The sequence below is a fragment of the Methylobacterium sp. 1030 genome (assembly GCF_040544715.1).
Taxonomy (GTDB): domain Bacteria; phylum Pseudomonadota; class Alphaproteobacteria; order Rhizobiales; family Beijerinckiaceae; genus Methylobacterium.
The window spans coordinates 1-26,075 of record NZ_JBEPKM010000023.1 but is presented as its reverse complement, the minus strand read 5'-3'; the positions used below and the strand labels follow the sequence as shown (position 1 = coordinate 26,075).

At 70.0% G+C, this 26,075-nt stretch carries 21 protein-coding genes and 1 tRNA gene; 3 read left to right on the top strand and 19 right to left on the bottom strand.

The genetic code is table 11. The features are described from left to right. Nucleotides 1-67: 67 nt before the first annotated feature. From ABIC30_RS26715 to ABIC30_RS26705, 3 genes are read right to left on the bottom strand one after another with little or no spacing between them, the layout of a single operon-like run. Nucleotides 68-910 carry an SDR family NAD(P)-dependent oxidoreductase gene (locus ABIC30_RS26715; protein ID WP_234081285.1) on the bottom strand — a complete coding sequence of 281 codons (843 nt, stop codon included), beginning with the start codon at nucleotides 908-910 and terminating at the stop codon, nucleotides 68-70. Further along, nucleotides 907-1,674, bottom strand: a complete 768-nt coding sequence (locus tag ABIC30_RS26710) for an enoyl-CoA hydratase-related protein (protein WP_331327263.1) — start codon at nucleotides 1,672-1,674, stop codon at nucleotides 907-909. The genes ABIC30_RS26715 and ABIC30_RS26710 overlap by 4 nt, the downstream gene beginning before the upstream one ends. A gap of 10 nt (nucleotides 1,675-1,684) precedes the next feature. After that, a complete protein-coding gene (locus tag ABIC30_RS26705; protein WP_354456368.1) occupies nucleotides 1,685-3,424 on the bottom strand; it encodes an acyl-CoA dehydrogenase family protein in 1,740 nt (579 codons plus the stop codon). Nucleotides 3,425-3,561: 137 nt separating this feature from the next. Here ABIC30_RS26705 and ABIC30_RS26700 point away from each other — a divergent pair, with 137 nt between their 5' ends. After that, a complete protein-coding gene (locus ABIC30_RS26700) occupies nucleotides 3,562-4,560 on the top strand; it encodes an L-threonylcarbamoyladenylate synthase (protein WP_234081292.1) in 999 nt (332 codons plus the stop codon). A 133-nt stretch (nucleotides 4,561-4,693) separates the two neighbouring features. Here ABIC30_RS26700 and wrbA read toward each other — a convergent pair whose 3' ends face one another. Then, a complete protein-coding gene (wrbA, locus tag ABIC30_RS26695; RefSeq protein WP_091683025.1) occupies nucleotides 4,694-5,296 on the bottom strand; it encodes an NAD(P)H:quinone oxidoreductase in 603 nt (200 codons plus the stop codon). Between the two features lie 135 nt (nucleotides 5,297-5,431). Between wrbA and ABIC30_RS26690 the strand changes: the two genes are divergently transcribed. Next, a complete protein-coding gene (locus tag ABIC30_RS26690; RefSeq protein ID WP_234081294.1) occupies nucleotides 5,432-6,304 on the top strand; it encodes a LysR family transcriptional regulator in 873 nt (290 codons plus the stop codon). Nucleotides 6,305-6,310: 6 nt separating this feature from the next. On the opposite strand, the gene greA is transcribed toward ABIC30_RS26690, so the two are convergent. After that, a complete protein-coding gene (gene greA, locus ABIC30_RS26685; protein WP_020096234.1) occupies nucleotides 6,311-6,784 on the bottom strand; it encodes a transcription elongation factor GreA in 474 nt (157 codons plus the stop codon). A gap of 129 nt (nucleotides 6,785-6,913) precedes the next feature. Between greA and ABIC30_RS26680 the strand changes: the two genes are divergently transcribed. Next, on the top strand, nucleotides 6,914-7,723 hold the full coding sequence (locus ABIC30_RS26680) for a class I SAM-dependent methyltransferase (protein WP_100253155.1): 810 nt from the start codon (nucleotides 6,914-6,916) through the stop codon (nucleotides 7,721-7,723). A gap of 12 nt (nucleotides 7,724-7,735) precedes the next feature. Here ABIC30_RS26680 and acuI read toward each other — a convergent pair whose 3' ends face one another. The 14 genes from acuI to ABIC30_RS26610 all read right to left on the bottom strand — a co-directional run. After that, the gene (acuI, locus tag ABIC30_RS26675; RefSeq protein WP_026605425.1) at nucleotides 7,736-8,722 is read right to left on the bottom strand and encodes an acrylyl-CoA reductase (NADPH); all 987 of its coding nucleotides are present in this window, start codon (nucleotides 8,720-8,722) and stop codon (nucleotides 7,736-7,738) included. A 73-nt stretch (nucleotides 8,723-8,795) separates the two neighbouring features. Beyond that, on the bottom strand, nucleotides 8,796-9,380 hold the full coding sequence (locus tag ABIC30_RS26670) for a hypothetical protein (RefSeq protein ID WP_020096231.1): 585 nt from the start codon (nucleotides 9,378-9,380) through the stop codon (nucleotides 8,796-8,798). Nucleotides 9,381-9,592: 212 nt separating this feature from the next. After that, complete coding sequence (locus tag ABIC30_RS26665) at nucleotides 9,593-10,690, bottom strand: cell wall hydrolase (protein ID WP_103986048.1); 1,098 nt, start codon at nucleotides 10,688-10,690, stop codon at nucleotides 9,593-9,595. A gap of 425 nt (nucleotides 10,691-11,115) precedes the next feature. Beyond that, complete coding sequence (rpoC, locus tag ABIC30_RS26660) at nucleotides 11,116-15,327, bottom strand: DNA-directed RNA polymerase subunit beta' (RefSeq protein WP_026605423.1); 4,212 nt, start codon at nucleotides 15,325-15,327, stop codon at nucleotides 11,116-11,118. 176 nt (nucleotides 15,328-15,503) lie between these two features. Next, the gene (gene rpoB, locus ABIC30_RS26655) at nucleotides 15,504-19,628 is read right to left on the bottom strand and encodes a DNA-directed RNA polymerase subunit beta (RefSeq protein ID WP_020096228.1); all 4,125 of its coding nucleotides are present in this window, start codon (nucleotides 19,626-19,628) and stop codon (nucleotides 15,504-15,506) included. 245 nt (nucleotides 19,629-19,873) lie between these two features. Further along, complete coding sequence (rplL, locus tag ABIC30_RS26650) at nucleotides 19,874-20,251, bottom strand: 50S ribosomal protein L7/L12 (RefSeq protein ID WP_020096227.1); 378 nt, start codon at nucleotides 20,249-20,251, stop codon at nucleotides 19,874-19,876. Between the two features lie 49 nt (nucleotides 20,252-20,300). After that, nucleotides 20,301-20,819, bottom strand: coding sequence for a 50S ribosomal protein L10 (rplJ, locus tag ABIC30_RS26645; RefSeq protein ID WP_026605422.1), 519 nt, complete (start codon nucleotides 20,817-20,819; stop codon nucleotides 20,301-20,303). Nucleotides 20,820-21,358: 539 nt separating this feature from the next. Next, nucleotides 21,359-23,002 carry a B12-binding domain-containing radical SAM protein gene (locus ABIC30_RS26640; RefSeq protein ID WP_020096225.1) on the bottom strand — a complete coding sequence of 548 codons (1,644 nt, stop codon included), beginning with the start codon at nucleotides 23,000-23,002 and terminating at the stop codon, nucleotides 21,359-21,361. 258 nt (nucleotides 23,003-23,260) lie between these two features. Next, entirely contained in the window at nucleotides 23,261-23,959 is a 699-nt protein-coding gene (gene rplA / locus ABIC30_RS26635; protein WP_020096224.1) for a 50S ribosomal protein L1, read from the bottom strand. 11 nt (nucleotides 23,960-23,970) lie between these two features. Continuing rightward, nucleotides 23,971-24,420, bottom strand: coding sequence for a 50S ribosomal protein L11 (gene rplK, locus ABIC30_RS26630; RefSeq protein ID WP_010686899.1), 450 nt, complete (start codon nucleotides 24,418-24,420; stop codon nucleotides 23,971-23,973). A gap of 218 nt (nucleotides 24,421-24,638) precedes the next feature. Then, nucleotides 24,639-25,172, bottom strand: a complete 534-nt coding sequence (gene nusG, locus ABIC30_RS26625) for a transcription termination/antitermination protein NusG (RefSeq protein ID WP_012320778.1) — start codon at nucleotides 25,170-25,172, stop codon at nucleotides 24,639-24,641. A gap of 76 nt (nucleotides 25,173-25,248) precedes the next feature. Continuing rightward, nucleotides 25,249-25,545, bottom strand: coding sequence for a preprotein translocase subunit SecE (gene secE, locus ABIC30_RS26620; protein WP_020096222.1), 297 nt, complete (start codon nucleotides 25,543-25,545; stop codon nucleotides 25,249-25,251). A 182-nt stretch (nucleotides 25,546-25,727) separates the two neighbouring features. Then, nucleotides 25,728-25,804, bottom strand: a tRNA-Trp gene (locus ABIC30_RS26615). A gap of 176 nt (nucleotides 25,805-25,980) precedes the next feature. Then, nucleotides 25,981-26,075, bottom strand: a 95-nt coding sequence (locus ABIC30_RS26610) for an EF-Tu C-terminal domain-related protein (protein ID WP_454102806.1), incomplete at its 5' end; no start/stop codon positions are given.

The following is a 26,075-nucleotide window of genomic DNA, read 5'->3' as shown; positions in this document are numbered from 1 at the left end:
TTTGCCGCGGGGCTGCGCCATTCGGGCGACAGGTCCCGCCAAAACCGTCCCGGCCCGTCACGGCCTGTCACGGCCCGACGCGGAACCGCTCCGGCCGCGTCCCATCGGCGTCGGTGAAGCCGTAGATCCGCGCGAGGTCGCCGGCATGCAGCACGGCGCCCGCCCGGGCGGCGATGCCGGGGTCGGCGGCGAGCGCCGCGAGCGCCCGGCCGGCGTAGAGCGGGCTCTCGGTGGCGTGCTGGATGTGACCGAGGTCGCGCGCCCGCTCGGTGGCGACGAAGCCCGGCGAGAGGCCGAGGGCGGTGACGCCGTGGGGCGCGAGTTCCCGGGCGAAGGCCAAGGTCAGCCGGTTGGTCGCGGCCTTGGCGGAATCGTAGAACACGTCGCCGAGGTAATCCTCGGTCCCGAAGGAGACGAGCGCCAGCAGCCCGGCCCGCGCCGCCACCATGGCGGGGGCGACCGCCCGGGCGAGCAGCAGGGCCGGCAGCGGCCCGGCCTCGAGGAGGCCGATGTACGGCTCCGCCGAGCGGCGCCAGAACGGCGTGCCCCAGCCGGCCCCGTCCGGGTAGCGCTCGCCGTCGTAGCCCTCGTTGCCGCTCCACACGCTGCAGGCCGCGACGTCGATCCGCCCGAACCGGCGCAGAGCCCAGTGGACCAGCGCATCGGTGGCACGCTCGGAGCGGTGATCGCAGAGGTAGTGGTGACCGCGGCCGCCGGCGGCGTCGACCGCGCGGGCCGTGTCCTCGATCGCCTCGGCGCGCATCTCGGTGCGCGGGCCGGTCTCGCTGGAGCGGGCCGTGACGATCACCGTGGCCCCCGCCTCGCCCAGCGCCCGGGCGAGGCCCCGGCCGACGCCCCGCGACGCGCCCGCGACGAGGCAGATCTTCTGGGAGAGGTCGGGCGGGCTCACGCCGAGGCGGCGGGCTTCGACCGCGACAGGAAGGCGGCGAGCCGCTCCTGGGACTCGGGCGAGCGCAGCTGCGCGTCGAAGGCTCTGGCCTCCGCCTCCAGGGCCGCCTCGACCTGCGCCTGGTCGCCCCGGATCAGCGCCCGGGACGCCGTCAGCGCCCCGCGCGGCAGGGCGGCGAGGCGCGCGGCCTGCGCGATGGCCTGCTCGACCAGCATGTCGGCGGGTAGCACCGCGTTGACGAGGCCCAGGGCCTGCGCCTCGTCGGCCTCGAGCGGCCGGGACAGGAGCAGCAGCTCGGTCGCCCGGAGCCGGCCGACTCGCAGGGGCAGCAGGTAGCTCGACGCCGCCTCCGGCACGAGGCCGAGCTCGACGAAGGGCATGCGCAGGCGCGCCGCCGGGCTCGCGTAGACGAGGTCGCAGTGCAGGCAGAGGGTCGCGCCGATGCCGACCGCGATCCCGTCGACCGCCGCCACCATCGGGGTGCGGGTCCGGGCGAGCTGGCGGATGAAGGCCAGCGCCGGCGAGGAACTGAATCCATCACCGGCATGCCCCATGAAATCGGCGAGGTCGTTGCCGGCGCTGAACATGCCGGGCTGCCCGGCGAAGACCACGGCGCCGACCGCGTCCGACGCGTCGGCCTCCGTCAGGCCCGCGCGCATCGCGTCGTACATGGCGCCCGTGAGGGCGTTCTTCTTCTCGGGGCGGTTCAGGGTGATCAGGCGGACGCCGCCCGCGAGGTCGTCGATCGTGACGGGTTCGGCCATGATCCGCTCCTCAAACCGCCAGCGCCAGGGCGGCGTCGTCCGTGAAGGCGCCGCCCTCGACCACCGCCTGCTCCAGGCCGGAGGCGGCCACCAGGAGGTTCTCGGCGTAGAACCGGGCGAGCACGATGCGGGCCGCGTGCGCCGGGTCCGTCTCGCCAGCCTTTCGGGCAGCGCTCGCGGCGAGCGCGCCCCGGGCGAGGCAGGCGGCGCCCAGCGTCAGGCCGAACAGGCGCAGGTACGGCGTCGCGCCGGCGAGCGCCGCCTCGGGGCGGTTCGAGCTCAGCGCGGCGAGCTGGTGGCTCGTCGCCCGGTCGAGACTGCCGATCCCGTCGCGCAGCCGCGCCGCCATGTGGCCGAAGGCCGGGTCGCCGGCCTTGAGCAGTCCCTCCGCGGCGCGGCGCATCCAGGCGATCTGCGACCGCGCGGTGGCCCCGCCGTTCAGCGGCAGCTTGCGGGCGGTGAGGTCGATGGCCTGGATGCCGTTGGTCCCCTCGTAGATGCCGAGGATGCGGGCGTCGCGCATGAGCTGCGCCGCCCCGGTCTCCTCCACGAAGCCCATGCCGCCGTGGACCTGCACACCGAGCGAGGTCACCTCGTTGGCGAGGTCCGTCGCGAACGCCTTCGCGACCGGGGTCAGCAGCGAGGCGCGGTCCAGGGCCGCCTGCCCCTCCGGTCCCTTCGACGCGTCGAGGGCCGCGGCGGTGAGGTAGCAGATGGCGCGGGCGGCGGCCGTCGAGGCCTTCATGGTGAGCAGCATGCGCTGCACGTCCGGATGGGCGGCGATCGGGCTGGTCGCCTCGGCGGCGCCCACCGCCTTGCCCTGGCGGCGCTCCTGCGCGTAGGCGAGCGCCCGCTGGGTCGCGGCCTCGGCGATTCCGACGCCCTGCAGGCCGACATTGAGCCGCGCCGCGTTCATCATCGTGAACATGCAGGCCAGACCCTTGTTCTCCTGGCCGATCAGCCAGCCGGTGGCGCCGCCGCCGTCGCCGAACGCCATCGAGCAGGTCGGCGAGGCGTGGATGCCGAGCTTGTGCTCGATGCCGGAGCAGCGCAGGTCGTTGCGGGTGCCGTCCGGCAGCACTTTCGGCACCAGGAACAGGGAGATGCCCCGCGTGCCGGCGGGCGCCTCGGGCAGCCGGGCCAGGGCGAGGTGGACGATGTTGTCGGCGAGGTCGTGCTCGCCGTAGGTGATGTAGATCTTGTTGCCGGTGATCCGGTAGGTGCCGTCGCCCGCCGGCACCGCCCGGGTGCGCAGGAGGGCGAGGTCGGAGCCCGCCTGCGGCTCGGTCAGGTTCATGGTGGCGGGCCATTCACCCGAGACCAGCTTCGCGAGGTAGCGCGCCTTCAGGTCGTCCGAGCCGTGGGCCGCGAGCGCCTCGATGCCGCCCTGGGTCAGGAGCGGGCAGAGGCCGAAGGCGAGGTTGGCGCCGTTCCACATCTCGGTGCAGGCGGCCTCGATCAGCTTCGGCAGGCCCTGCCCGCCGTGGTCGGCCTCGGCCGAGAGCCCGTTCCAGCCGCCCTCCGTGAAGGTGCGGTAGGCCTCGCGCCAGCCGGGCGGCGTGGTGACCTCCCCGTCCGCGAAGGGAGTGCCGTGCCGGTCGCCGACCCGGTTGAGCGGCGCGATCACGCCGGCGGCGATGCGCCCGGCCTCGGTCAGGATCGCCTCGGCATCGTCGGGATCGACCGCGTCGAGCCCGGCCACGTGCCGCAGCGTGAAGAGCATCTCGGGGACCGGGGCGCGGTAACTCATACGATCCTCCCGTGTGGCGGCCCGCCCGCTCGTTCGATCCGGGGCGGGTTTGACCGCGCCCGCGCACCGGCGCTAGGGCGGGGCGAGGATAGGCGCGCGGGGCTCGCACCGCCATGACCTCGGAGACGGCTTCCCGCATGAATGATCCCGGGTCAACGGTCCCGGCCGCGACCCGGCGGCTCACCGCCGACGCGGCCGGCCTCGCGGAGGCCGCCGCTCTCCTGCGGGCTAGCCGCCTCGTCGCCTTCCCCACCGAGACCGTCTACGGGCTCGGGGCGGACGCAACCGACCCCGGGGCGGTGACGGGCATCTTCGCCGCCAAGGCGCGGCCGCGCTTCAACCCGCTGATCTCGCACCTGCCCGACGCGGCGGCAGCCCTGGCGGAGGGCGTCTTCGACGCGCCGGCGCGCCGCCTCGCGGAGGCCTTCTGGCCCGGACCCCTGACCCTGGTCGTCCCGGCGCACGCGGGCACGCGGGTCTGCGACCTCGCCCGCGCCGGCCTGCCGAGCCTCGCCCTGCGGGTTCCGGCGCACCCGCTCGCGCGGGATCTCCTGGCGGAGGTCGGGCGGCCGGTCGCGGCGCCCTCGGCCAACCGGTCCGGGCGGGTGAGCCCGACCCGGGCCGCCCACGTCCTCGACGATCTCGCCGGCCGCATCGCCGCGGTGCTCGACGGCGGCGACACGCCGGTGGGCGTCGAGTCCACGGTGGTGGCCTGCCTGGGCGGCACGCCGCGGCTGCTGCGGCCCGGCGGCGTCACCCGGGCGGCGCTCCGGGCGGTGCTCGGCCTCGACCCGGCGGCGCCCGTGGCGGCGGATGCCGACCGGCCGGCGGGCCCGGGCATGCTCGCCTCGCACTACGCGCCGCGGGCGCGGGTCCGCCTCGACGCGGTGCGGGTCGAGCCCGGCGAGGCGGTCCTGCTGTTCGGGTCCCGCCCCCCGACCGGTCACGAGACCGCGCGCGCCAGTCTCAACCTGAGCCCGGCGGGCGACCCCGCGGAGGCCGCTGCCCGGCTGTTCGGCGCCCTGCGCGACCTCGACGCCTCGGGGGCGGAGACCATCGCGGTCGCGCCGATCCCCGAGGACGGGCTCGGCGAGGCGATCCGAGATCGCCTCGCCCGGGCGGCCGCGCCCCGCTGACGGCGAAGAAATTTTCGCCGGCCGCGGAACAGATTTCGGCCTGATCCGTTTATTGATCACGAAGGCCTTCTCAGCCCCCAATGGCCTTTTTCCTTTCAGGCTCGGAGCAATCCGAGCCTTTTTTCTTGGCTTCTCAGTCTCGGGCCAGCTTGGCGGCAATGCCCGCCACGTGGCGGCCCTGGAACCGCGCGCCCTCCAGCTCGACAGCACTCGGCTGGCGGGACCCGTCGCCGTCCGCGATCGTGCTGGCGCCGTAGGGCGTGTTGCCCTTCACCGCCTCGACGCCCGCCTGCCCCTGGAAGCTGTAGGGAAGGCCGACCACCACCATGCCGTGGTGGAACAGCACCGTGTGGAAGCTCGTCAGCGTCGTCTCCTGGCCGCCGTGCTGGGAGGCCGTGGAGGTGAAGACCGAGCCGACCTTGCCGACCAGGGCGCCCTTCATCCAGAGCCCCCCGGTCTGATCGATGAACTGCTTCATCTGCGAGGCCATGTTGCCGTAGCGGGTCGGCGTGCCGAAGATGATCGCGTCGTAGTCGGCGAGTTCGGCGACGGTCGCGACCGGCGCCGCCTGATCGAGCTTGAAGTGGCTCTGCCGGGCGACCTCCTCCGGGACCAGCTCGGGCACGCGCTTCACGACGACCTCGGCCCCCGTCTCGCGGGCGCCCTCGGCGACGGCGTAGGCCATCTGCTCCACGTGACCGTAGGTCGAGTAGTACAGCACCAGAACCTTCGCCATCGGGTTATCTCTCCTGCGGGTCGGACGTCCGGCCGAATCGTCGGCCGACGGAAGGCCCCTGCATCGCGCATTTGCCGCCTTGCAAGAATGCGCCGACATGCAAGATTGATCTTGCACAGATGCAAGGTTTGGGGCGTGGCGCTCGATTGGGACGAATTCCGGTTCGTGAAGGCGGTGGCCGATCGGGGCGGCCTGACCGCGGCGGCGGCCGAACTGGGTATCAATCACTCTACGGCGTTCCGGCGCCTCGCCGCCCTGGAGGCGCGGCTCGGCGCGCGCCTGTTCGAGCGGCTGCGCACGGGCTACGTGCCGACCGCCGCCGGGCAGGCGATGATCGAGGCGGCCGGGCGCATCGAGCTGGACGTGGCACGGTTCTCCCGCGCGGTGGCGGGACAGGGCGAGACACCCTCCGGCGAGCTGCGGGTGACCGCGCCGGCGGGCTTCGCCGCCGAGCTGCTGATGCCGATGCTGGCGAGCTTCGCGGAGCGTTATCCTGAGATCCGGATCGAGCTCATCCTCGCCGAGGCGACCCTCAACCTGTCGCGCCGGGACGCCGACGTGGCGATCCGGATCAGCCGGGAGCCGAGCGAGACCCTGGTCGGGCGCCGCCTCGCCCTCACCGCCTGGGCGGTCTACGGCCGCGCCGACCGCGCTTACGGCGACCTGGCCCGCGAGACGTGGATTAGTCCGAGCCCGCTGGTGGCGGGGGGCTCGCTCACGCGGTTCGTGGAGGCGCGGGTGCCGTCCGACCGTGTCCGCCTGCGGATCAACGCGGTGCTGGGCCTGGAAGCGGCGGTCGAGGCCGGTCTCGGCATCGGTCCGCTTCCCTGCTTCACGGCCGACCTCAATCCGGCGCTGCGACGGCTGTCAGGGCCGCACCCGGAACTCGGGGCGGACCTCTGGATCCTGACGCATCCGGACTTGCGCCACGCGGCGCGAGTCCGGGCCTTCATGGAGCACGTTGCCGAGGCGTTGCTGCCGCTGCGGGCCCGGTTCGAGGGCCGTTGACCCGCCTCAGCGAATCTCGACGACCTCGACCTCGTGGCCGTTCACCTCGACCACGTCGCCGATCGTCTTGCCCGTGATGGCGCGGGCGAGCGGTGCCACGTACGAGATCGAGCCCTTGTGCGGGTCGGCCTCGTCCTCGCCGACAATCCGGAAGGTCTGCCGGGTCTCCTTGCCGGATTCGTCCTCGCGGACCACCGTGACGGTGGAGCCGAACTGCACGGTGTCGCCGCCCCTGGGCTCCACGAGCTGCGCGGTGTTCTTCCGGGCCGCCCAGTAGCGCAGGTCGCGCCCGATGCGGGAATCCTCCGCCTTGTCGGCGGGGTCCAGCGAGGCGACCTCCTTCTCGAGACGCGCGACCTCGGCCTCGATCTGCGCGAGCCCCTCCGGCGTGACGAAGTTCGTGTGCGGCGAGATCGGCCGGTCCGGCAGATTCTCGAACGCTTCCCCACCCTCGGGCTCTTTGACGAATGCGACGCTCATGAAGACGCCAACACGCGAGGTACGGCAAAGGTTCCCGCGCGACGGCGGTTCGGCCGGCCCGGCGTTTTCGCCGTGGCGCGACACGGGCACCGCTCGCTAGACTCTCCGGCGATTCACCCGGAGCCGTCGATGTCGTCCCTGTCCGCCGCCGAGGCCGTCGCCGCCAACCGCCAGGCCTGGGATGCCTCCGCGCCCCTGCACCGGAGCGACCCGTCTTGGGACCGGCTGACGCAGAACTTCGCGCGGGATCCCGGCTTCTCCTGCTTCGACCCGCCGATGGAGGCGGCCTTGCGGGCGATCGGCCTCGCCGGGACCTCCGTCGCGCAGCTCTGCTGCAACAACGGGCGGGAGACGGTGTCGCTGATGAATCTCGGCGCCCGGTCGGCGACCGGGTTCGACCAGTCGGAGGCGTTCCTCGCCCAGGCCAGGGACCTCGCCGGCATCGCCGGGCGCGACTGCCGCTTCGTCGCGGGCGACGTGCACGCGATCGACGCGGAGCACGACGGTGCCTACGACCTCGCGGTGATCACCATCGGCGTGCTGGGCTGGATGCCCGACCTGCCGCGCTTCCTGGCCGTGGCGGCGCGCCTCCTGCACCCGGGCGGCCGGATCCTCATCCACGAGGAGCACCCCGTCGTGAACATGTTCGAGCCGCGGGCGGAGCAGCCGCTTCTGGTCCGGCACTCCTATTTCCGCACGGCGCCGTTCGTTGGCGAGGACGCCATCGTGTACGGCGACGGGCCGGCCCCGCGGGTCGGACCGCATTACTGGTTCGCCCATCCCGTCGGGATGCTGATCGAGAGCCTGATCGGTGCCGGCCTCGCGATCGAGCGGTTCCGGGAGTTTCCTGACAACATCAGCAGCACGGCCTGCGACGTGCTCGCCGCCGACCGGCTCCTGCCGATGAGCTACCTGCTCCAGGCCCGGAAAGCCGCCTGACGGGCGCCGGACCTACGCCACCGTCACGACGGTCCGGCCTCGGACCTTGCCGGCCAGGATCTCCTCGCCGAGCCGGCCGACCTCCTCCAGGCGGACCGTGCTCGTCATGGCGGCGAGCTTGGCCAGGTCGAGTTCCCGAGCGAGGCGCGCCCAGGCCTCGCGGCGTTTCTTCTGCGGGGTGGTGACGCTGTTGATGCCGAGCAGCGAGACGCCGCGGAGGATGAAGGGCGCCACCGAGGTCGGCAGGTCCATGCCCTGCGCCAGCCCGCAGGCCGCGACGGCGCCGTCCGCCCGGGTCATGGCGAGCACGTTGGCGAGGGTCGTGGAGCCGACGGCGTCGACCCCCGCGGCCCAGCGCTCCTTGCCGAGGGGTTTGCCGGGCTTCGACAGCTCCGCCCGGTCGAGGATCTCGGCGGCCCCGAGGCCCTTCAGGTACTCGGACTCGCCGTCCCGGCCCGTGGAGGCGATCACGTGCCAGCCGGCCCGGGCGAGGAGCGCCACCGCCACCGAGCCGACGCCGCCCGAGGCGCCGGTGACGATGACCGGGCCGTGCTCGGGTTTCACACCGTGGGCGTCCAGCGCCATGCAGCACAGCATCGCCGTGTAGCCGGCAGTGCCCACCGCCATGGCCTGCTCGGCCGTGAGGCCCTGGGGCAGCGGAACCAGCCAGTCGCCCCGGACCCGGGCGCGCTGCGCGTAGGCGCCGAGATGTGTCTCGCCGACGCCCCAGCCGGTGAGCACGACCGCGTCGCCCGGCCTGTACTCCGGATGGTCCGAGGTCTCGACGATCCCCGAGAAGTCGATGCCGGGGATCATCGGGAAGCGGCGCACCACCGGCGACTTGCCGGTGAGCGCGAGGCCGTCCTTGTAGTTCAGGGTCGAGTGCGTCACCCGCACGGTGACGTCGCCGTCCATCAGGTCGGCGTCGTCGAAATCCCGGAAGGCGAGGCTCTGGCCGGCCTCGTTCTTCTCGACCACCCAGGCCTTGAACGTCCCCATCATCACCTCCCGTGCTGCGCGGTGAGGTGTGGCCGGGACGCCCGGAATCAAGGCGACGGCGGTCGTTACCGGCTCAGTATCCGTCGTACCGGCTGCCCGTGTAGAAGCCGAGACCGACGCCGATGTCCGAGGAGCTGGCCCCGGTGATGCCGAGGGCGTCCGGGATCGAGCCGACGAGCGGGCCGCCATAGGCCGCGGGCCGGTAGCCGTAACCGCCGCCGATCGGCGCCCAGCCGGCCCGGGCGGGCGCGACGAGGACGCGGCGGCTGACGCTGGCGTATTCCGGCGGGATCGTCTCGGGGATCGTCTGCGCCGGGCGGATCAGCACGGTCCGGGTGCGGACGGCGAAGCGCGGCGGCGTGGTCACCCAGCAGCCGATCAGCTCGCCGCCGGGGCCGCGGCTGGTCTGCCAGTAGCGGCCGCCGGGCGAGACCATCACGCGCTCCGACACCGTATCGTAGACCGGCGGCGTGGTCCGGTAGACCGTGCGGGGCGGGCGCACCAGCACGTTCTCCTGCACGGTGTCGTAGACCGGCGGCGTGACGACGCGGCGATAGCATTCGGAGCCGTAGCAGCCGCCGGCCTGGGCGGGTGCGGCGAGGAGCACGCCGCCGAGGGCGGCGGCGAGGAGAGCGGTGCGAGCGACCGGCGCGGTCATGGAAGTCCTCTGATACGCATTACTGCGAGACGCGGCGCGGACGCGGCGCTCGTCTCGACGTACCAGAGGCCAGACTCGTTGCCCGGCGCGCAAGCATTATCGGGAACGAAGGTAAAATTAACCCTTGGTTTCGACTGCTTAGGCGTCGCCTACCTAGGTAGGATTGTTCGGATCTTCGACAGTCTCTCTTATGAAGTCCGGTCCGGCCCGGGTCAGGTCTGGCCGGCCCGGAGCTGGTAGAAGATGTGCCGGCCGATCACGTCCATCTTGCGCAGACGGCGGGCCCAGCCCGGACGCACGTAGTCGGCGTGGTAGTGGGTCGCGGCGCCGACCTCCGCGAGGTAGGTCCGGCCCTCGATCACCGAGCGGGCGATGCGGGTGGCGGATTCCCAGGCGCCGGCATCGGTGATGCGCAGCGACTTGCCCTCGCAGGCGAAGGAGAACTGGCACCCCATGTAGTGGTGCCGGTTCTGGTAGACGACGCCGCAGACGCTCGCCGGGTAGAGGCCGCTCTTCACCCGGTTGAGCACCACCTGGGCGACGGCGGCCTGGCCGGCCTCGGGCTCGCTCCGGGCCTCGAAATAGACCGCCTCGGAGAGGCAGCGCTGCTCCTTGTCGAGGGCGTTCGGGTCGATCAGGTCGGCGTAGCGCCGGCGCGCGTCCTCGGGCACCGGCTGGGCGCTGTCGGGCCGCTCGGTGCGGAGCGCGAAATCGGGGAGCGCGAGGCTCGCCGCGGCGATCTCGACGGGGATGGCGTCGGCGGGTGCCGGCGTCGTGGAGGACAGCGCGATGGCCCGCGGCACCGGCGGGGTCGAGCCGTCGAAGCGCTCGGGGCCGCCATCCTCGGTGAGGTCGGCCGTCCCCGCGCCCGTGGAGGCGGCGGTGCCGCTGCCGGTGGTGAGGCCGAGATCCGGCACGGGGACGAAGGCGGCTTCCGGCTCGGATTCCGGGTCCCAGATCGCGGAGCCCTGCGTCAGCACGCCGGTGACGCTGCCGGTAACGTCGCCGAACACCAGGGCGCCGCCCGCCTCGCGCAGGTTCGCGGCCCGGCGCGCGAAGCTCTCGGCCGGCGGCCGGGCGGGGTCGCCCTTGCCGGCCCGCTGCACGACCGGGAAAACGTGCGCGCCGGTCTTGAAGGTCGCCTGGGGCGGCTCGTCGCCGAGGCGGCGGAGGGCCGATCCGATCAGCAGGGTGCCGGGCGGCAGCGGCGGGACCGTGTCGGCATCGATCACCCCGAGCCGGCTCGCCCCGATGGCGTTCTCCGTGCCGGCGTCGGCGGTGAACGACACCAGCAGGCCCAGACCGACCATCCAGGGCGTCAGGGCCGCCGAGAGCCAGCGCAGGCTCGATTCCCGTCCTCGTCTCGTGCCCACGACGCCAGACCCGCACTCACGCACCCGAACCGGCCCGATCCTCCCCGTTTCCAGGGTGTTTCTGCGGCCGCGCCGAATTTATCGCGCGGTATGGTTGAGCTGCCGTTAAGGCCGGACGGTCGCGCGCGTCTCGATACGGTTTCGGGGTTGCAGTCGACACTGCCCGGCCCGTCATCACGAGCGCAGCGAAGTGACCCAGGGCAGCGGGACGTCTTCCAGCGTGGCGCGACACTGGGTTGCTTCGCTGCGCTCGCAAAGACGGCGTTCGAGTTGGTGAGGGGACACGGCCGGACAAAGGCAGGCCGGAACGAGAAAGGGCGGCCCGAAGGCCGCCCTCTCGCGTCACGAACCTGCCGACGGCCTCACTCGGCGGCGGCGGGCGGAAGCTCCTCGACCGGCATGGCGCCGCTCTCGGCCTGCTTCTGCTGCAGGATCATCGCGTCGCGGCGGCGGGCGATGGAGCGGATATCCGCCACCATCGAGCCCGTGCCCGCCGGGATCAGCGACCCGACGATGACGTTCTCCTTCAGGCCCTCCAGGGTGTCGACCTTGCCGTTGACCGCCGCCTCGGTGAGGACGCGGGTGGTCTCCTGGAACGAGGCCGCCGAGATGAACGACTTGGTCTGCAGCGACGCCTTGGTGATGCCGAGCAGGACCGGAACGCCCTGGATCGGCTTCTTGCCCTCGGCGAGCAGCTTCTCGTTAAAGTCGGTCAACTCCGTCCGGTCGATCTGGTCACCCGAGAGGATGTCCGAGTCGCCGCCGTCGGTCACTTCGACCTTCTGCAGCATCTGACGGACGATCACCTCGATGTGCTTGTCGTTGATCGACACGCCCTGCAGCCGGTAGACCTCCTGGATCTCGTTGACGAGGTAGGCCGCGAGTTCCTCCACGCCCTTGATCGCCAGGATGTCGTGCGGGGCCGGGTTTCCGTCGACGATGTAATCGCCGAGCTCGACCACGTCCCCGTCCTGCAGGTGGATGTGCTTGCCCTTCGGGATCAGGTACTCGACCGCCTCCGAGCCGTCGTGCGGCGTCAGCGTGAGCCGACGCTTGTTCTTGTAGTCGCGGCCGAACGCGATGGTGCCCGACTTCTCGGCGATGATCGCCGCGTCCTTCGGGCGCCTTGCCTCGAACAACTCCGCCACCCGCGGCAGACCGCCGGTGATGTCGCGGGTCTTGGCCGAGTCGGTCGAGACGCGGGCGAGAATGTCGCCGGCATTCACCTTCGCGCCGGGATCGAAGCCGATGATGGCGTCGACCGGCAGGAAGTAGCGGGCGTCCGAGCCGCGGGGCAGCTTGAGCGCCTTGCCGTCCCGATCGACCACGACCATCGCGGGCTTGAGGTCAGAGGTCCGGGCCGAGCCGCGCCAGTCGACGACGACGCGCTTGGCGATGCCGGTCGACTCGTCGGTGGTCTCGGTCATGGACTGGCCGTCGACCAAGTCCTCGTAGGCCACGATGCCGTCGACCTCGGTGAGGATCGGACGGGTGTAGGGATCCCACTCGGCGATGCGCTGCCCACGCTTGATCTTGTCACCCTCGTCGACTCGGAGCTTGGCGCCGTACTGCAGGCGGTGGACCGCCCGCTCGACCCCGTCCGACCCGACGACCACCACCGCCACGTTGCGGCCGGTGGCGATCAGATCGCCATCGGAGTTCTTGGCGATCGCGCGGTTGCGGATCTTGATCGTGCCCTCGAAGCTCGACTCGATGAACGACGAGTCGGCGATCTGGGCCGCACCGCCGATGTGGAAGGTGCGCATCGTGAGCTGCGTGCCCGGCTCGCCGATCGACTGCGCCGCGATGACGCCGACGGCCTCGCCCATGTTGACGGGCGTGCCGCGGGCGAGGTCGCGCCCATAGCAGGTGGCGCAGACGCCACTCTTGGTGGCGCAGACCAGCACCGAGCGGATCTTCACCTCCTGGATGCCGGCGGCGTTGATCGCCGGAAGGTGCCGCTCCTCGATGGTCTCGCCGGTCTTGACGATCACCGTGCCGTCCGCGGCCACCAGATCCTCGGCCGTGGCACGGCCCAGGATGCGGGTGGCGAGCGTCGCCACGACCTGGCCGGCATCCACGATGGCGCGCATCTTGATGCCGTTGGTCGTGCCGCAATCGACCTCGCGGATGACGGCGTCCTGGGCCACGTCGACGAGGCGGCGGGTCAGGTAGCCGGAATTCGCGGTCTTCAGGGCGGTGTCGGCCAGGCCCTTACGGGCACCGTGCGTGGAGTTGAAGTACTCCAGAACGTCCAGGCCTTCCTTGAAGTTCGAGATGATCGGGGTCTCGATGATCTCGCCCGACGGCTTGGCCATGAGGCCGCGCATCGCCGCAAGCTGCTTCATCTGGGCAGGCGAGCCGCGGGCACCCGAGTGGCTCATCATGTAGATCGAGTTGACCTGCTTGTCGGCCCCGTGCTCGTCCTTCTGGACGGCCGAGATCCGGCCCATCATCTCGGCGGCCAGCTTGTCCGAGCACTTGGCCCAGGCATCGACGACCTTGTTGTACTTCTCGCCCTGGGTGATCAGGCCGTCGTTGTACTGCTGCTCGTAATCCTTCACGAGCGCGCGGGTCGTGTCGACGATCGACCACTTGTTCTCCGGCACGACCATGTCGTCCTTGCCGAACGAGATGCCGGCCTTGAACGCGTGGTTGAAGCCGAGCGCCATGATCCGGTCGCAGAAGATCACCGACTCCTTCTGACCGCAGTGGCGGTAGACGGTGTCGATCATCGCCGAGATCTCCTTCTTGGTCATCAGCTTGTTGACGACGTCGAAGGGCACCTTGGCGTGCTTCGGCAGGGCGCCGGAGAGGATCACGCGGCCGGGGGTGGTCTCGTAGGTCTTGGTCAGGGGCTCACCGTCCGGGCCGATACCGGTCCAGCGCCACTTGATCTTCGAGTGCAGCGACACGGCCTTGGCGGCGAGAGCGTGCTCCAGCTCGCCCATGTCGCCGTAGACGCCCTGCATCGGGTTCTTGGTGTTGCCCGGCTTGAACTCGCCCGGCGCGCCCTCGGCCACGATCGACAGGTAGTAGAGGCCGAGAACGATGTCCTGCGACGGCACGATGATCGGCTGACCGTTGGCCGGGTGCAGGATGTTGTTGGTCGACATCATCAGGACGCGCGCTTCCAGCTGCGCCTCGAGCGACAGCGGGACGTGCACGGCCATCTGGTCGCCGTCGAAATCGGCGTTGAACGCGGCGCAGACCAGCGGGTGCAGCTGGATCGCCTTGCCCTCGATCAGCTTCGGCTCGAAGGCCTGGATGCCGAGGCGGTGCAGCGTCGGCGCGCGGTTCAGCATCACCGGGTGCTCGCGGATCACCTCATCGAGGATGTCCCAGACCTCCGGCTTCTCCTTCTCCACGAGCTTCTTGGCCTGCTTGACGGTGGCCGAGAAGCCCTTGGCGTCGAGGCGGGCGTAGATGAACGGCTTGAACAGCTCCAGCGCCATCTTCTTGGGCAGGCCGCACTGGTGCAGCTTCAGCTCCGGACCCACCACGATGACTGAGCGGCCCGAGTAGTCGACGCGCTTGCCGAGCAGGTTCTGGCGGAACCGGCCCTGCTTGCCCTTGAGCATGTCGGCGAGCGACTTCAGCGGGCGCTTGTTGGCACCCGTGATGACGCGGCCGCGGCGGCCGTTGTCGAACAGGGCGTCGACGGCCTCCTGCAGCATCCGCTTCTCGTTGCGGATGATGATGTCGGGCGCGCGCAGCTCGATCAGCCGCTTCAGGCGGTTGTTGCGGTTGATGACGCGGCGGTAGAGGTCGTTGAGGTCGGAGGTCGCGAAGCGGCCGCCGTCCAGCGGGACCAGCGGGCGCAGGTCCGGCGGGATCACCGGCACGACCGTGAGGATCATCCATTCCGGCTTGTTGCCGGACATCTGGAAGGCCTCGATGATCTTGAGCCGCTTCAGGAGCTTCTTGGGCTTCAGCTCCGAGGTGGTGACGGCGATCTCCTCGCGCAGATCGTTGGCGATCTTGTCGAGGTCCAGCTCCTGCAGGATGCGCCGGATGGCCTCGGCGCCGATCATGGCGGTGAACGAGTCCTCGCCGTACTCCTCCTGCGCGCGCAGGTACTCCTCCTCCGACAGGAGCTGACGCTCCTTCAGGGGGGTGAGGCCCGGCTCGATGACGCAGTACGACTCGAAGTACAGGATCCGCTCGAGGTCCTTGAGCGCCATGTCGAGCAGCAGGCCGATGCGGCTCGGCAGCGACTTCAGGAACCAGATATGCGCGACGGGGGCGGCCAGCTCGATGTGGCCCATGCGGTCGCGCCGGACGCGCGCGAGGGTGACCTCGACGCCGCACTTCTCGCAGATGACGCCCTTGTACTTCATGCGCTTGTACTTGCCGCACAAGCACTCGTAGTCCTTGATCGGCCCGAAGATGCGCGCGCAGAACAGGCCGTCGCGCTCGGGCTTGAAGGTCCGGTAGTTGATGGTCTCGGGCTTCTTGATCTCACCGTACGACCAGGAGAGGATCTTCTCCGGGGACGAGATCGAGATCTTGATCTGATCGAAGCTGACCGGCTGGGCCTGCTGGTTGAAAAGGTTCATGACCTCTTGGTTCATGATCCGCTCCTTGTTGACGCCGGCAGCCCCGCGCCGGGCCACCGCGTCCTGAAAAAGATCCGGCGCCGCGCCCCGCGCGGGCGCTGCTCACCGTCGTCGAACCCCGGAAGGCCCCTCCCCTTCCCGCTCGACCGTGGCGGCGGGCAACCGCCGCCACGGGAGGTGTGGTCTCTCTCTTACTCGGCCGCGTCGGCCGGGGGCTCAAGCTGGTCGTTGGCGGCCTTCTTGGAGGACGTCAGCTCGACGTTGAGGCCGAGCGAGCGCATCTCCTTGACGAGCACGTTGAACGACTCGGGGATGCCGGCCTCGAAGGTGTCGTCGCCGCGGACGATCGCCTCGTAGACCTTGGTGCGGCCGGCCACGTCGTCCGACTTCACCGTCAGCATCTCCTGCAGCGTGTAGGCCGCGCCGTAGGCCTCCAGCGCCCAGACCTCCATCTCGCCGAAGCGCTGGCCGCCGAACTGCGCCTTGCCGCCCAGCGGCTGCTGGGTGACGAGCGAGTACGGGCCGATCGAGCGCGCGTGGATCTTGTCGTCCACGAGGTGGTGGAGCTTCAGCATGTAGATGTAGCCCATCGTCACCTTGCGGTCGAAGGGCTCGCCGGTGCGCCCGTCGTAGAGCGTCGACTGCGCCGAGCGGTCGAGACCGGCCATCTCCAGCATCTGCTCGATATCGGCCTCCTTGGCGCCGTTGAAGACCGGCGTGGCCATCGGCACGCCGCGGCGGACGTTGTTGCCGGCCTCGGCCAGCTCCTCGTCCGTCAGGCCGTCGAGCTCGCCCGGGGAGTAGATCGCCTTCATCTCCTCTCGCAGCGGCGCGATGTCCTGCGACTTCAGATAGGCATCCACCGCCTTCGACACCTTGCGACCCAGGCCCGCAGCCGCCCAGCCGAGGTGCGTCTCCAGGATCTGGCCGACGTTCATGCGCGAGGGCACGCCCAGCGGGTTGAGCACGATGTCGGCATGCGTCCCGTCCTCTAGGAACGGCATGTCCTCGATCGGCACGATCCGCGACACGACACCCTTGTTGCCGTGACGGCCGGCCATCTTGTCGCCCGGCTGGATCTTGCGCTTCACCGCCACGAAGACCTTGACCATCTTCATGACGCCGGGGGGCAGCTCGTCGCCGCGCTGCAGCTTCTCGACCTTGTCGAGGAAGCGCTGCTCGAGGCGCTTCTTCGACTCGTCGTACTGCTTCTGCATCGCCTCCATCTCGGTCATGAGACGGTCCTCGATGACGGCGAACTGCCACCACTGCGAGCGCGGGTAATCGTTGATCAGCTCGCGGGTGAGCGTGGTGTCCTTCCGGAAGCCCTTCGGGCCGGCCACCGGCGCCTGACCGATCAGCACGTCCGCGAGGCGGGCGTAGGTGTTGCGGTCGAGGATCGCCTGCTCGTCGTCGCGGTCCTTGGCGAGGCGCTCGATCTCCTCGCGCTCGATCGCCTGGGCGCGCTCGTCCTTGTCGACGCCGTGGCGGTTGAACACGCGGACTTCCACGATGGTCCCGGTGACGCCCGGCGGCACCCGCAGGGAGGTGTCGCGCACGTCCGAGGCTTTCTCGCCGAAGATGGCGCGGAGCAGCTTCTCCTCGGGCGTCATCGGGCTCTCGCCCTTCGGGGTGATCTTGCCGACGAGGATGTCGCCGGCGTTCACCTCGGCACCGATGTAGACGATGCCGGCCTCGTCGAGGTTCTTGAGCGCTTCCTCGGAGACGTTCGGGATGTCGCGGGTGATCTCCTCCGGCCCGAGCTTGGTGTCGCGGGCCATCACCTCGAACTCCTCGATGTGGATCGAGGTGAACACGTCATCCTTCACGATCCGCTCGGAGAGCAGGATCGAGTCCTCGAAGTTGTAGCCGTTCCACGGCATGAACGCGACGAGCACGTTCCGGCCGAGGGCCAACTCGCCGAACTCGGTCGAGGGACCGTCGGCGATGATCTCGCCCTTCTTGACGAACTCGCCGACGCGGACCAGCGGCTTCTGCGTGATGCAGGTCGACTGGTTGGAGCGCTGGAACTTCTGCAGCCGGTAGATGTCGACGCCCGGCTTGTTGGCGTCGGCCTCCTCGGTGGCGCGGATGACGATGCGGGTGGCGTCCACCTGGTCGACGATGCCGGCCCGGCGGGCCGCGATGGCGGCGCCGGAATCCCGGGCGACCACCGCCTCCATGCCGGTGCCCACGAACGGGGCGTCGGCGCGGACCAGTGGCACCGCCTGGCGCTGCATGTTCGAGCCCATCAGCGCGCGGTTGGCGTCGTCGTTCTCGAGGAACGGGATCAGCGCCGCGGCCACCGAGACGAGCTGCTTCGGCGACACGTCCATGAGGTCGACGCGCTCGGGCCCGACGACGATCACCTCGCCGGCCCGGCGGCAGACCACGAGGTCCTCCGTGAGCTTGCGGTTCTCGTCCATCTGGGCGTTCGCCTGGGCGACGTAGTACTTCGCCTCCTCCATGGCCGAGAGGTAGGCGACCTCGTCGGTGACCACGCCGTCGCGCACGCGGCGGAACGGGGTCTCGATGAAGCCGTACTTGTTCACCCGCGCGAAGGTGGCGAGCGAGTTGATCAGGCCGATGTTCGGGCCTTCCGGCGTCTCGATCGGGCAGATGCGGCCGTAATGGGTCGGGTGCACGTCGCGCACCTCGAACCCGGCGCGCTCGCGGGTCAGACCGCCCGGGCCCAGCGCCGAGAGGCGGCGCTTGTGCGTCACCTCGGAGAGCGGGTTGGTCTGGTCCATGAACTGCGACAGCTGCGACGAGCCGAAGAACTCGCGCACGGCCGCGGCCGCGGGCTTCGCGTTGATCAGGTCCTGCGGCATGACCGTGTCGATGTCGACCTGACTCATGCGCTCGCGGATGGCGCGCTCCATGCGCAGGAGGCCCAGGCGGTACTGGTTCTCCATGAGCTCGCCCACCGAGCGGACGCGGCGGTTGCCGAGGTGGTCGATGTCGTCGACCTCACCCTTGCCGTCGCGCAGCTCCACGAGCGCCTTGACCACCGCCAGCATGTCCTCCTTGCGGAGCGTGCGCACGGTGTCGGCGGCGTCGAGGTCGAGGCGCATGTTCATCTTCACGCGGCCGACCGCCGAGAGGTCGTAGCGCTCGGAATCGAAGAACAGCGAGTGGAACATCGCCTCGGCGGTCTCGAGGGTCGGCGGCTCGCCCGGGCGCATGACCCGGTAGATGTCGAACAGCGCACCCTCGCGGTTGGAGTTCTTGTCCACCGCCAGCGTGTTGCGGATGTAGGGGCCGATGTTGACGTGGTCGATGTCGAGCACCGGCAGCTCGGTGATCCCGACCTCCTCCAGGCTCTTCAGGAGCTTGTCGGTGACCTCCTCGCCGGCCTCGGCCCAGATCTCGCCGGTCTGCACGTTGACGAGGTCTTCGGCGACGTACTGGCCGACGAGATCCTCGTCGGTCGCCTTGAGGGACTTGGTGCCCTTCTCGGTGATCTGGCGGGCGTTGCGGGCATTCAGCTTCTTGCCGGCCTCGAGCACGACCTCGCCGGAATCGGCGTCGATCAGGTCGACGGTGGCCTTCATGCCCTTCATGCGCTCGGCGTCGAACGGCACGCGCCAGTCGGCGCCGTCCCGGTCGTAGACGACCTTGTTGTAGAAGGTCGACAGGATCTCCTCGCCGTCGAGACCCAGGGCGTAGAGCAGCGACGTCGCCGGCAGCTTGCGCTTCCGGTCGATGCGGACGTGCACGATGTCCTTGGCGTCGAACTCGACGTCGAGCCAGGAGCCCCGGTACGGGATGATGCGGGCGGCGAACAGGAGCTTGCCCGAGGAGTGGGTCTTGCCCTTGTCGTGGTCGAAGAACACGCCCGGCGAGCGGTGCATCTGCGAGACGATGACGCGCTCGGTGCCGTTGACGATGAAGGTGCCGTTCTCCGTCATCAGGGGCATGTCGCCCATGTAGACGTCCTGCTCCTTGATGTCCTTGACGGACTTCGCCTGGGTGTCCGGATCGACATCGAACACGATGAGGCGCAGCGTGACCTTCAGCGGGGCCGCGAAGGTGATGCCGCGCTGGCGGCACTCGTCGACGTCGTATTTCGGGGCCTCGAAGGTGTAGCGCACGAACTCGAGCAGCGCCGTGGAGGCGAAGTCGGAGATCGGGAACACCGACTTGAACACGCTCTGCAGCCCCTCGTCGGCGCGCCCGCCCTCGGGCTCGTCGACCATCAGGAACTGGTCGTAGGACGCCTTCTGAACCTCGATGAGGTTCGGCATCTCGGCAACTTCCTTGATCTTGCCGAAGAACTTCCGAATGCGCTTGCGACCGACCAGCGTGTTGGCCATGTGACCTCGCTCCTACCCGCGTGCCTCGCGCCCGGGGAAGCGTTCCCGAAAGGGACCTCCCGCACCGGGCCGTGACGCGCGCCCCGCCGAGCCGCGCCACCGAACCGAATCTCTTGCCGGTCCCGTTCCGGGACCATCCGCCGAAGCGGCCTAAAGCCCGCGGGCGCTGACCCGCGGGCTCCGGTCACGACAGGCTCGCGCGGAGCCTTCGTGGGGTGATGGGCCGGGACCGGCCCATCGTCGACTTACTTGAGCTCGACCTTGGCGCCGGCCTTCTCGAGCTGGGCCTTGAGCTTCTCGGCCTCGTCCTTGGCGACGCCTTCCTTGATCGGCTTCGGCGCGCCCTCGACCAGGTCCTTGGCCTCCTTGAGGCCGAGGCCGGTGATCGCGCGGACCTCCTTGATGACCTCGATCTTCTTGTCGCCGGCGGAGGCGAGGACGACCGTGAACTCGGTCTGCTCCTCGGCAGCGGCGGCGGCGCCACCGGCGGCCGGGCCGGCGGCCACGGCGACGGCAGCGGCGGCCGAGACGCCCCACTTCTCCTCGAGCATCTTGGCCAGGTCAGCGGCCTCGAGCACGGTCAGCGAGGACAGGTCGTCGACGAGCTTGGCGAGATCAGCCATTTTGAATTCCTCTCAGATATCGGTTTGAACGGATGGATTTTGAAGGGCCTCAGGCGGCCTCGTCCTTGTTGGCATAGGCCCCGAACACGCGGGCGAGCTTCGCCGCCGGCGCGTTGACGACCTGAGCGATCTTGGTCGCGGGCGCCTGCACGAGGCCCACGATCTTGGCGCGCAGTTCGTCGAGGGACGGGAGCGAGGCGAGCGCCTTCACGCCGTCCGGGTTCAGGGCGGTCTTCCCCATCGCGCCGCCGAGGATCACGAGCTTGTCGTTGACCTTGGCGAAATCGACCGCGACCTTCGCGGCAGCGACCGGATCGCCGGAATAGGCGAGCAGGGTCGGGCCCTTCAGGAGCGGCTTGATGGAGGCGACGTCCGTGCCATCGAGTGCGATGCCGGCGAGGCTGTTCTTGGCGACCTTCACGGTGGCGCCGGCCTGCTTCATCTGCGCGCGCAGCTTCTGCATGTCGGCGACCGTGAGGCCCTTGTAGTGGGCCACGACGACGACGGCGCTCTGATTGAACACGCCGTTGAGCGTCGAGACGAGATCAGCTTTAGCTGTCCGGTCCACTGGGCTCTCTCCGGTTGGCGGAACCCGGTCTCGGGTCCGCCGGTTGCACATGCCGCCCGGACGTGGTCTCGGCCTTCAGGAAGACCGGGAACGTCCGAACGACGCTTCGCGGCCCTGTCCCCGCGCGTGCCCCTTCGGGCCGCCTCGGGCGAGTTGGTTCAAACCGACACCCCTCCGCGGCCGGGGCCGGGGCGAGGCTTTTCGAATTCGGTCTTCCCCGTCTGTGCAGGCTGGCGGATTAAGCCGGCGAACCGGCACCTGCAGTCTCGGACAGGACATGGCCGGACAAGGCTCCGCGGGACTCGTCGCCCCTGGGATCCTTCCGGCCAGTGCCACCCGGTTGCCCGGGCGACATTTCGAGCGGAAACCGGCCGATCGGCCGCTCTCCTTCCGTGAGGATGAAATGCGTGAGGCGCGGTGTATAGAGCCTAGCAAGCCGCCTGCCAAGGGCCGGAGCGCGACTTTTCCGCCGCAGGCAAGGACTTGCGCGGGTACCCTGCCGCCGCTGCATCGCTCGGAGCCCTTCCCGGGATCCCCGGCTAGGCCGCCTCGCGCTCCGGCACCAGCTTGCGCCGCGCGGTCTCCCACCAGCTGCGGTCGCGGGCGGCCTTCGCCTCCGCGGCCTTCGCGGCGTAGAACGAGGCGTTGTGCTCGCCGCGCAGGGCCTCGCGGGTGAAGCGGATCAGGTGGTGGGCCACGAAGCCCATGTTGAACACCGCCTCGATCTGCCCGCGCTTCAGCGCGTAGCCGGCCGCGCTCCAGAACGGCCTGCGGTAGTCGGAGAAGATCCCGACGCGGGTGATGATGTTGAAGCCCAGGATGAGGCCGCGGCGCAGGTTGGTGAACGTGAGCTTGCCGGCCGTCGGCGTGGTGATGCGGTTCGGGTAGGTCACCGCGCACTGGTGCTTGAAGCGCTCGAAGATCTTCTCCGGCTCGTAGGCGTGCGCGATCGCCCGGCGCCAGCTGCTCACCACCGAATCGTGGGGGCGCTTGAACAGGACGTTCGACTCGAGGCTGGCGTCGTGGAGGAGCCGGCCCTCGCGCTCCAGCCGGTCCCAGAGCGGGGTCTTGGGCAGGGCCTGGAGCAGGTTGATGGTCAGGACCGGGATCGCCGAGCGGTCGATGAAGTCGATCAGGTTCTGCTCGGATTTGTCGGTGTCCGAATCGAGGCCCAGGATGATGCCGGAGGTCACCTCGAGCCCGTAGGAATTGAGGGTCTCGATCGCCTCGTACATCGGCACGGCGGCGTTGTGGGTCTTGTCGATGCCCTTGAGGGCGTCCGCCTCCGGGGTCTCGATCCCGACGAACACCGTCATGAAGTTGGCCTGCCGCATCAGCTCCAGGATCTCGGGCTGCTTGGCCATGTTCAGCGTCGCCTCGCAGGCGAACTGGAGCGGGTAGCTGTTCCGCTTCTGCCATTCCACGAGGTGCGGCAGCATCTCGCGGGTCGCCTTGCGGTTGCCGATGAAGTTGTCGTCGACGAAGTAGACCACCGCCGGGTGGCCCGGCTGGCTGACGATGGCGTCGAGCTCGGCGCACATCTGCTCCGGGCTCTTCAGGCGCGGCTGGCGGCCGTAGAGCTGCGGGATGTCGCAGAACTCGCAGCGGTAGGGGCAGCCCGAGGAGAATTGCAGGGAGCCGATCAGGTAGCGCTTGAGCGGCGCCGCCTCGTAGGCCGGTGCCGGGAAGTCCGCGAGCGGGAGGCGATCCTTGGTCTCCAGCACCACCTGGGCGGGCGGCGGCGTGAGGTCCGCGTCGAGGCGGGCGACGAGCTGGTCGGTGGCGTCGCCGATCTCGCCGATATGGAGGTAGTCGAAGTCGCCGTACTTCTCAGGCGCGCCCGAGACCGAGGGGCCGCCCAGCACCGTCACCTTCCCGGCCGCGCGGGCGCGGTCGCGGATATCGTGGATCTGCGGCTCCTGGATGTGCATCCCGGAGACGAAGACCGCGTCGGCCCAGGCGAAGTCGGCCGGGCCCGCGCGGCGGATATTCTCATCGATGAACCGGCATTCCCAAGCCTCCGGCATGTAGGCCGCGATCAGCAGCAGCCCCTGCGGCGGCATGAACGCCTTCACCCCGCCCATCAGCGGGTAGGCGTGGGAGAATGTCCCGAAGGACGGCGTGTAGGCGGGAAAGACGCACAGGATGCGTCGCTTGGAGGTGACCGTCAGGGTGCATCGCATGCCGGCCTATCTAGCACAGCCGCGGCCGTTGGCGCCCCCCTCGGCGGTTAAGAATGGCGTGAGGGACGCAGGTTCGGGCCGGCCCATCGCGGCTTGTCTTCCTGTCGCGTCACCGACCGTATTCCGCGCCTGCCACGCGCCCTGGACAGGCCTGCGTCGGAGACAGGTCCGAGACAGGGACGAGCACCGATCCCGCGAACGCAGAGCGCCCGGCCGTTCCCGGCCGGGCGCTCCGCAGCGTCGACGATTCGTCGCGCCTCAGGCGGTCAGGACCGTGTTCGGCTCGACCTTCACGCCCGGGCCCATCGTCGAAGTGACGGCGATGCGCTGGACGTAGGTGCCCTTGGCGCCCGCGGGCTTCGCCTTGGCGACGGCGTCCGCGAAGGCCTTGATGTTCTCGACGAGCTTGTCGGCGTCGAACGAGACCTTGCCGACGCCGGCATGGACGATGCCGGCCTTCTCGACGCGGAACTCGACCGAGCCGCCCTTGGCGCCGGCGACGGCGCCCTTCACGTCCATGGTGACGGTGCCGACCTTCGGGTTCGGCATCAGGCCGCGCGGGCCCAGCACCTTACCGAGACGGCCGACCAGCGGCATCATGTCGGGGGTCGCGATGCAGCGATCGAACTCGATCTTGCCGCTCTGCACGATCTCGAGGAGATCCTCGGCGCCGACGATGTCGGCACCGGCGGCCTTGGCGTCGTCCGCCTTGGCGCCGCGGGCGAAGACCGCCACGCGCACCGTCCGGCCGGAGCCGTTCGGCAGGTTGCAGACGCCGCGGACCATCTGGTCGGCGTGGCGGGGATCGACGCCGAGATTCATCGAGACCTCGACGGTCTCGTCGAACTTCGCGGTCGCCCGCTCCTTGACCAGCTTGATCGCCTCGTCGAGCGCGTAGAGCTTGGTCGCCTCGATGCCCTCGCGGGCGGCGCGGATGCGCTTGCCTTCCTTAGCCATGCTGCCCTCCCTTACGCGACGACTTCGAGGCCCATGGCCCGCGCGGAGCCACGGATCATCGCGACGGCCGACTCGACCGTGTCGCAGTTGAGGTCGGGCATCTTCTTCTCGGCGATCTCGCGAAGCTGCGCCTCGGTGATCTTGCCGACGGTCGGGCCCTTGCCCGGGGTCTTGGAACCGGAGGCCGGCTTCTTGCCGAGCTTCAGGCCGACGGCCTTCTTCAGGAAGAAGGTGACCGGGGGCTGCTTCATCTCGAAGGTGAAGGAGCGGTCCTGATACGCGGTGATGATCACCGGGATCGGGGTGCCCTTCTCCATCTGCGCGGTCTTCGCGTTGAAGGCCTTGCAGAATTCCATGATGTTGAGGCCGCGCTGACCGAGCGCGGGGCCGATCGGCGGCGACGGGTTGGCGGCGCCGGCCGGGACCTGAAGCTTCACGTAGCCCGTGATCTTCTTCGCCATGGGACTGCTCCCAATGAAAATCCGCCCCCGTGCGGCCTGAAGCGCGGCGGGTCGGACGGTTGCAGGTCGCGGTGCGAGCCGTGGATCCCGGAGGCGAAGCCGGGCGGTTCTCCCGCGGATGGTGCCGCATCCGCGAACGGGATGCGGCGGCTTCGCGGCCGCCGCTCAGCGAGGGCCGGGAAAGATGGGCGGCCGGGCGGCCGCCGGACTCAGGAGGCTCAGGCCTTCTCGACCTGGGCGTATTCGAGCTCGACCGGCGTGGCGCGGCCGAAGATCGACACGGCCACCTTGAGGCGGGAGCGGGCGTCGTCGATCTCCTCGACGGTGCCGTTGAAGCTGGCGAACGGGCCGTCGGCGACCCGGACGGTCTCGCCGATCTCGAAGGAGATCGAGGGCTTCGGCCGGTCGACGCCCTCGGCGACCTGGCCCTTGATCCGCTCGGCCTCGGCGTCCGGGATCGGCACCGGCTTCGACTTGTCGGCCCCGAGGAAGCCCGTGACCTTCGGGGTGTTCTTGATCAGGTGGTAGACCTCGTCGGTGAGGTCGCACTTCACCAGCACGTAGCCGGGGAAGAACTTGCGCTCCGCGTCGACCTTCCGGCCGCGGCGGACCTCCACGACCTTCTCGGTCGGGACCATCACCTCGTCGAACAGCTCGGTCAGCCCGCGCTGGGCCGCCTGGTCCTTGATGGACTGGGCAACCTTGTTCTCGAAGTTCGAGTAGGCGTGGACGATGTACCAGCGCTTCGACACGGTTCCGTTCAACTCCGACAAGTCCCCGGGGTCACCCCCGATCGGCGGCGAGCCGCCCCCAGACGCCCAGGATTTCTCAGACGCCCAGGATCAGGCCGACCAAGAAGCGCAGGGCCTGATCCACGACCGTGAAGAACAGGCTCGCGGCGACGACCATCACGAACACCATGATGGTCGTGATCGTGGTCTCCCGGCGGGTCGGCCACGTGACCTTGCGGGCCTCGTCGCGCACCTGGGCGAAGAACTCGCCCGGCGTGGCGCGCTTCTGCGGCGCGCGGGCGGGGGTCGCGGGCCGGGCGGGCGGCGGATTCGCGGGACCGCGGGCCGCGCCGCGCACTAGGTCCACCTTCTTGGTCGCTTCGTTCGATGCCATGGCGCCAGTGTCTGTGCGTGTTCGGCCCCGAGGCAGAGACCGCATCCGGGAATGCGAATGTCGGCGCCGAGGACCCGGATGGGCCCGCACCGACGGTCGCTTCAGATCTCGGATTGCGCCCGCTCTAGCGCAAGTCCCCTGGCTTGTCGACCGGGCCGCCGCGCGGGATCGGGCTGAATGTCTGGCAGGAGTGGAGGGACTCGAACCCGCAACCTCCGGTTTTGGAGACCGGCGCTCTGACCAGTTGAGCTACACTCCTAGCGCACCGCCCAATGCCCCATCGCGGCGCGGCTTGCAAGGGGTCGCTTGCGGGAAGCAGACGGGAAGCGGCGCCGACAGGACCCCGCCCGCCCGAAACGACGACGCCGGCCCCGTCGAGACGGGAGCCGGCGTCGGAGAGGCGGGGCGGCGCGCGGCGCCGCCCCGGATCGATCGTCAGTCGTTGATGGCGGCGACGACGCCGGCGCCGACGGTGCGGCCGCCCTCGCGGATGGCGAAGCGCAGCTTCTCCTCCATGGCCACCGGCACGA

Coding starts and splice junctions, on each gene's coding strand:
- ABIC30_RS26665 (WP_103986048.1), bottom strand. CDS start 10,690: ATGGTCGGTCTGGGCCTGCTGGTGTCGTTCACCGCCGACGCCGGCACG.
- greA (WP_020096234.1), bottom strand. CDS start 6,784: ATGAGCGTCGCATTCGTCAAAGAGCCCGAGGGTGGGGAAGCGTTCGAG.
- ABIC30_RS26670 (WP_020096231.1), bottom strand. CDS start 9,380: ATGACCGCGCCGGTCGCTCGCACCGCTCTCCTCGCCGCCGCCCTCGGC.
- ABIC30_RS26680 (WP_100253155.1), top strand. CDS start 6,914: ATGTCGTCCCTGTCCGCCGCCGAGGCCGTCGCCGCCAACCGCCAGGCC.
- ABIC30_RS26640 (WP_020096225.1), bottom strand. CDS start 23,002: ATGCGATGCACCCTGACGGTCACCTCCAAGCGACGCATCCTGTGCGTC.
- rplL (WP_020096227.1), bottom strand. CDS start 20,251: ATGGCTGATCTCGCCAAGCTCGTCGACGACCTGTCCTCGCTGACCGTG.
- secE (WP_020096222.1), bottom strand. CDS start 25,545: ATGGCATCGAACGAAGCGACCAAGAAGGTGGACCTAGTGCGCGGCGCG.
- rpoC (WP_026605423.1), bottom strand. CDS start 15,327: ATGAACCAAGAGGTCATGAACCTTTTCAACCAGCAGGCCCAGCCGGTC.
- ABIC30_RS26710 (WP_331327263.1), bottom strand. CDS start 1,674: ATGGCCGAACCCGTCACGATCGACGACCTCGCGGGCGGCGTCCGCCTG.
- wrbA (WP_091683025.1), bottom strand. CDS start 5,296: ATGGCGAAGGTTCTGGTGCTGTACTACTCGACCTACGGTCACGTGGAG.
- rplK (WP_010686899.1), bottom strand. CDS start 24,420: ATGGCGAAGAAGATCACGGGCTACGTGAAGCTTCAGGTCCCGGCCGGC.
- ABIC30_RS26705 (WP_354456368.1), bottom strand. CDS start 3,424: ATGAGTTACCGCGCCCCGGTCCCCGAGATGCTCTTCACGCTGCGGCAC.
- acuI (WP_026605425.1), bottom strand. CDS start 8,722: ATGGGGACGTTCAAGGCCTGGGTGGTCGAGAAGAACGAGGCCGGCCAG.
- ABIC30_RS26700 (WP_234081292.1), top strand. CDS start 3,562: ATGAATGATCCCGGGTCAACGGTCCCGGCCGCGACCCGGCGGCTCACC.
- rplA (WP_020096224.1), bottom strand. CDS start 23,959: ATGGCTAAGGAAGGCAAGCGCATCCGCGCCGCCCGCGAGGGCATCGAG.
- rpoB (WP_020096228.1), bottom strand. CDS start 19,628: ATGGCCAACACGCTGGTCGGTCGCAAGCGCATTCGGAAGTTCTTCGGC.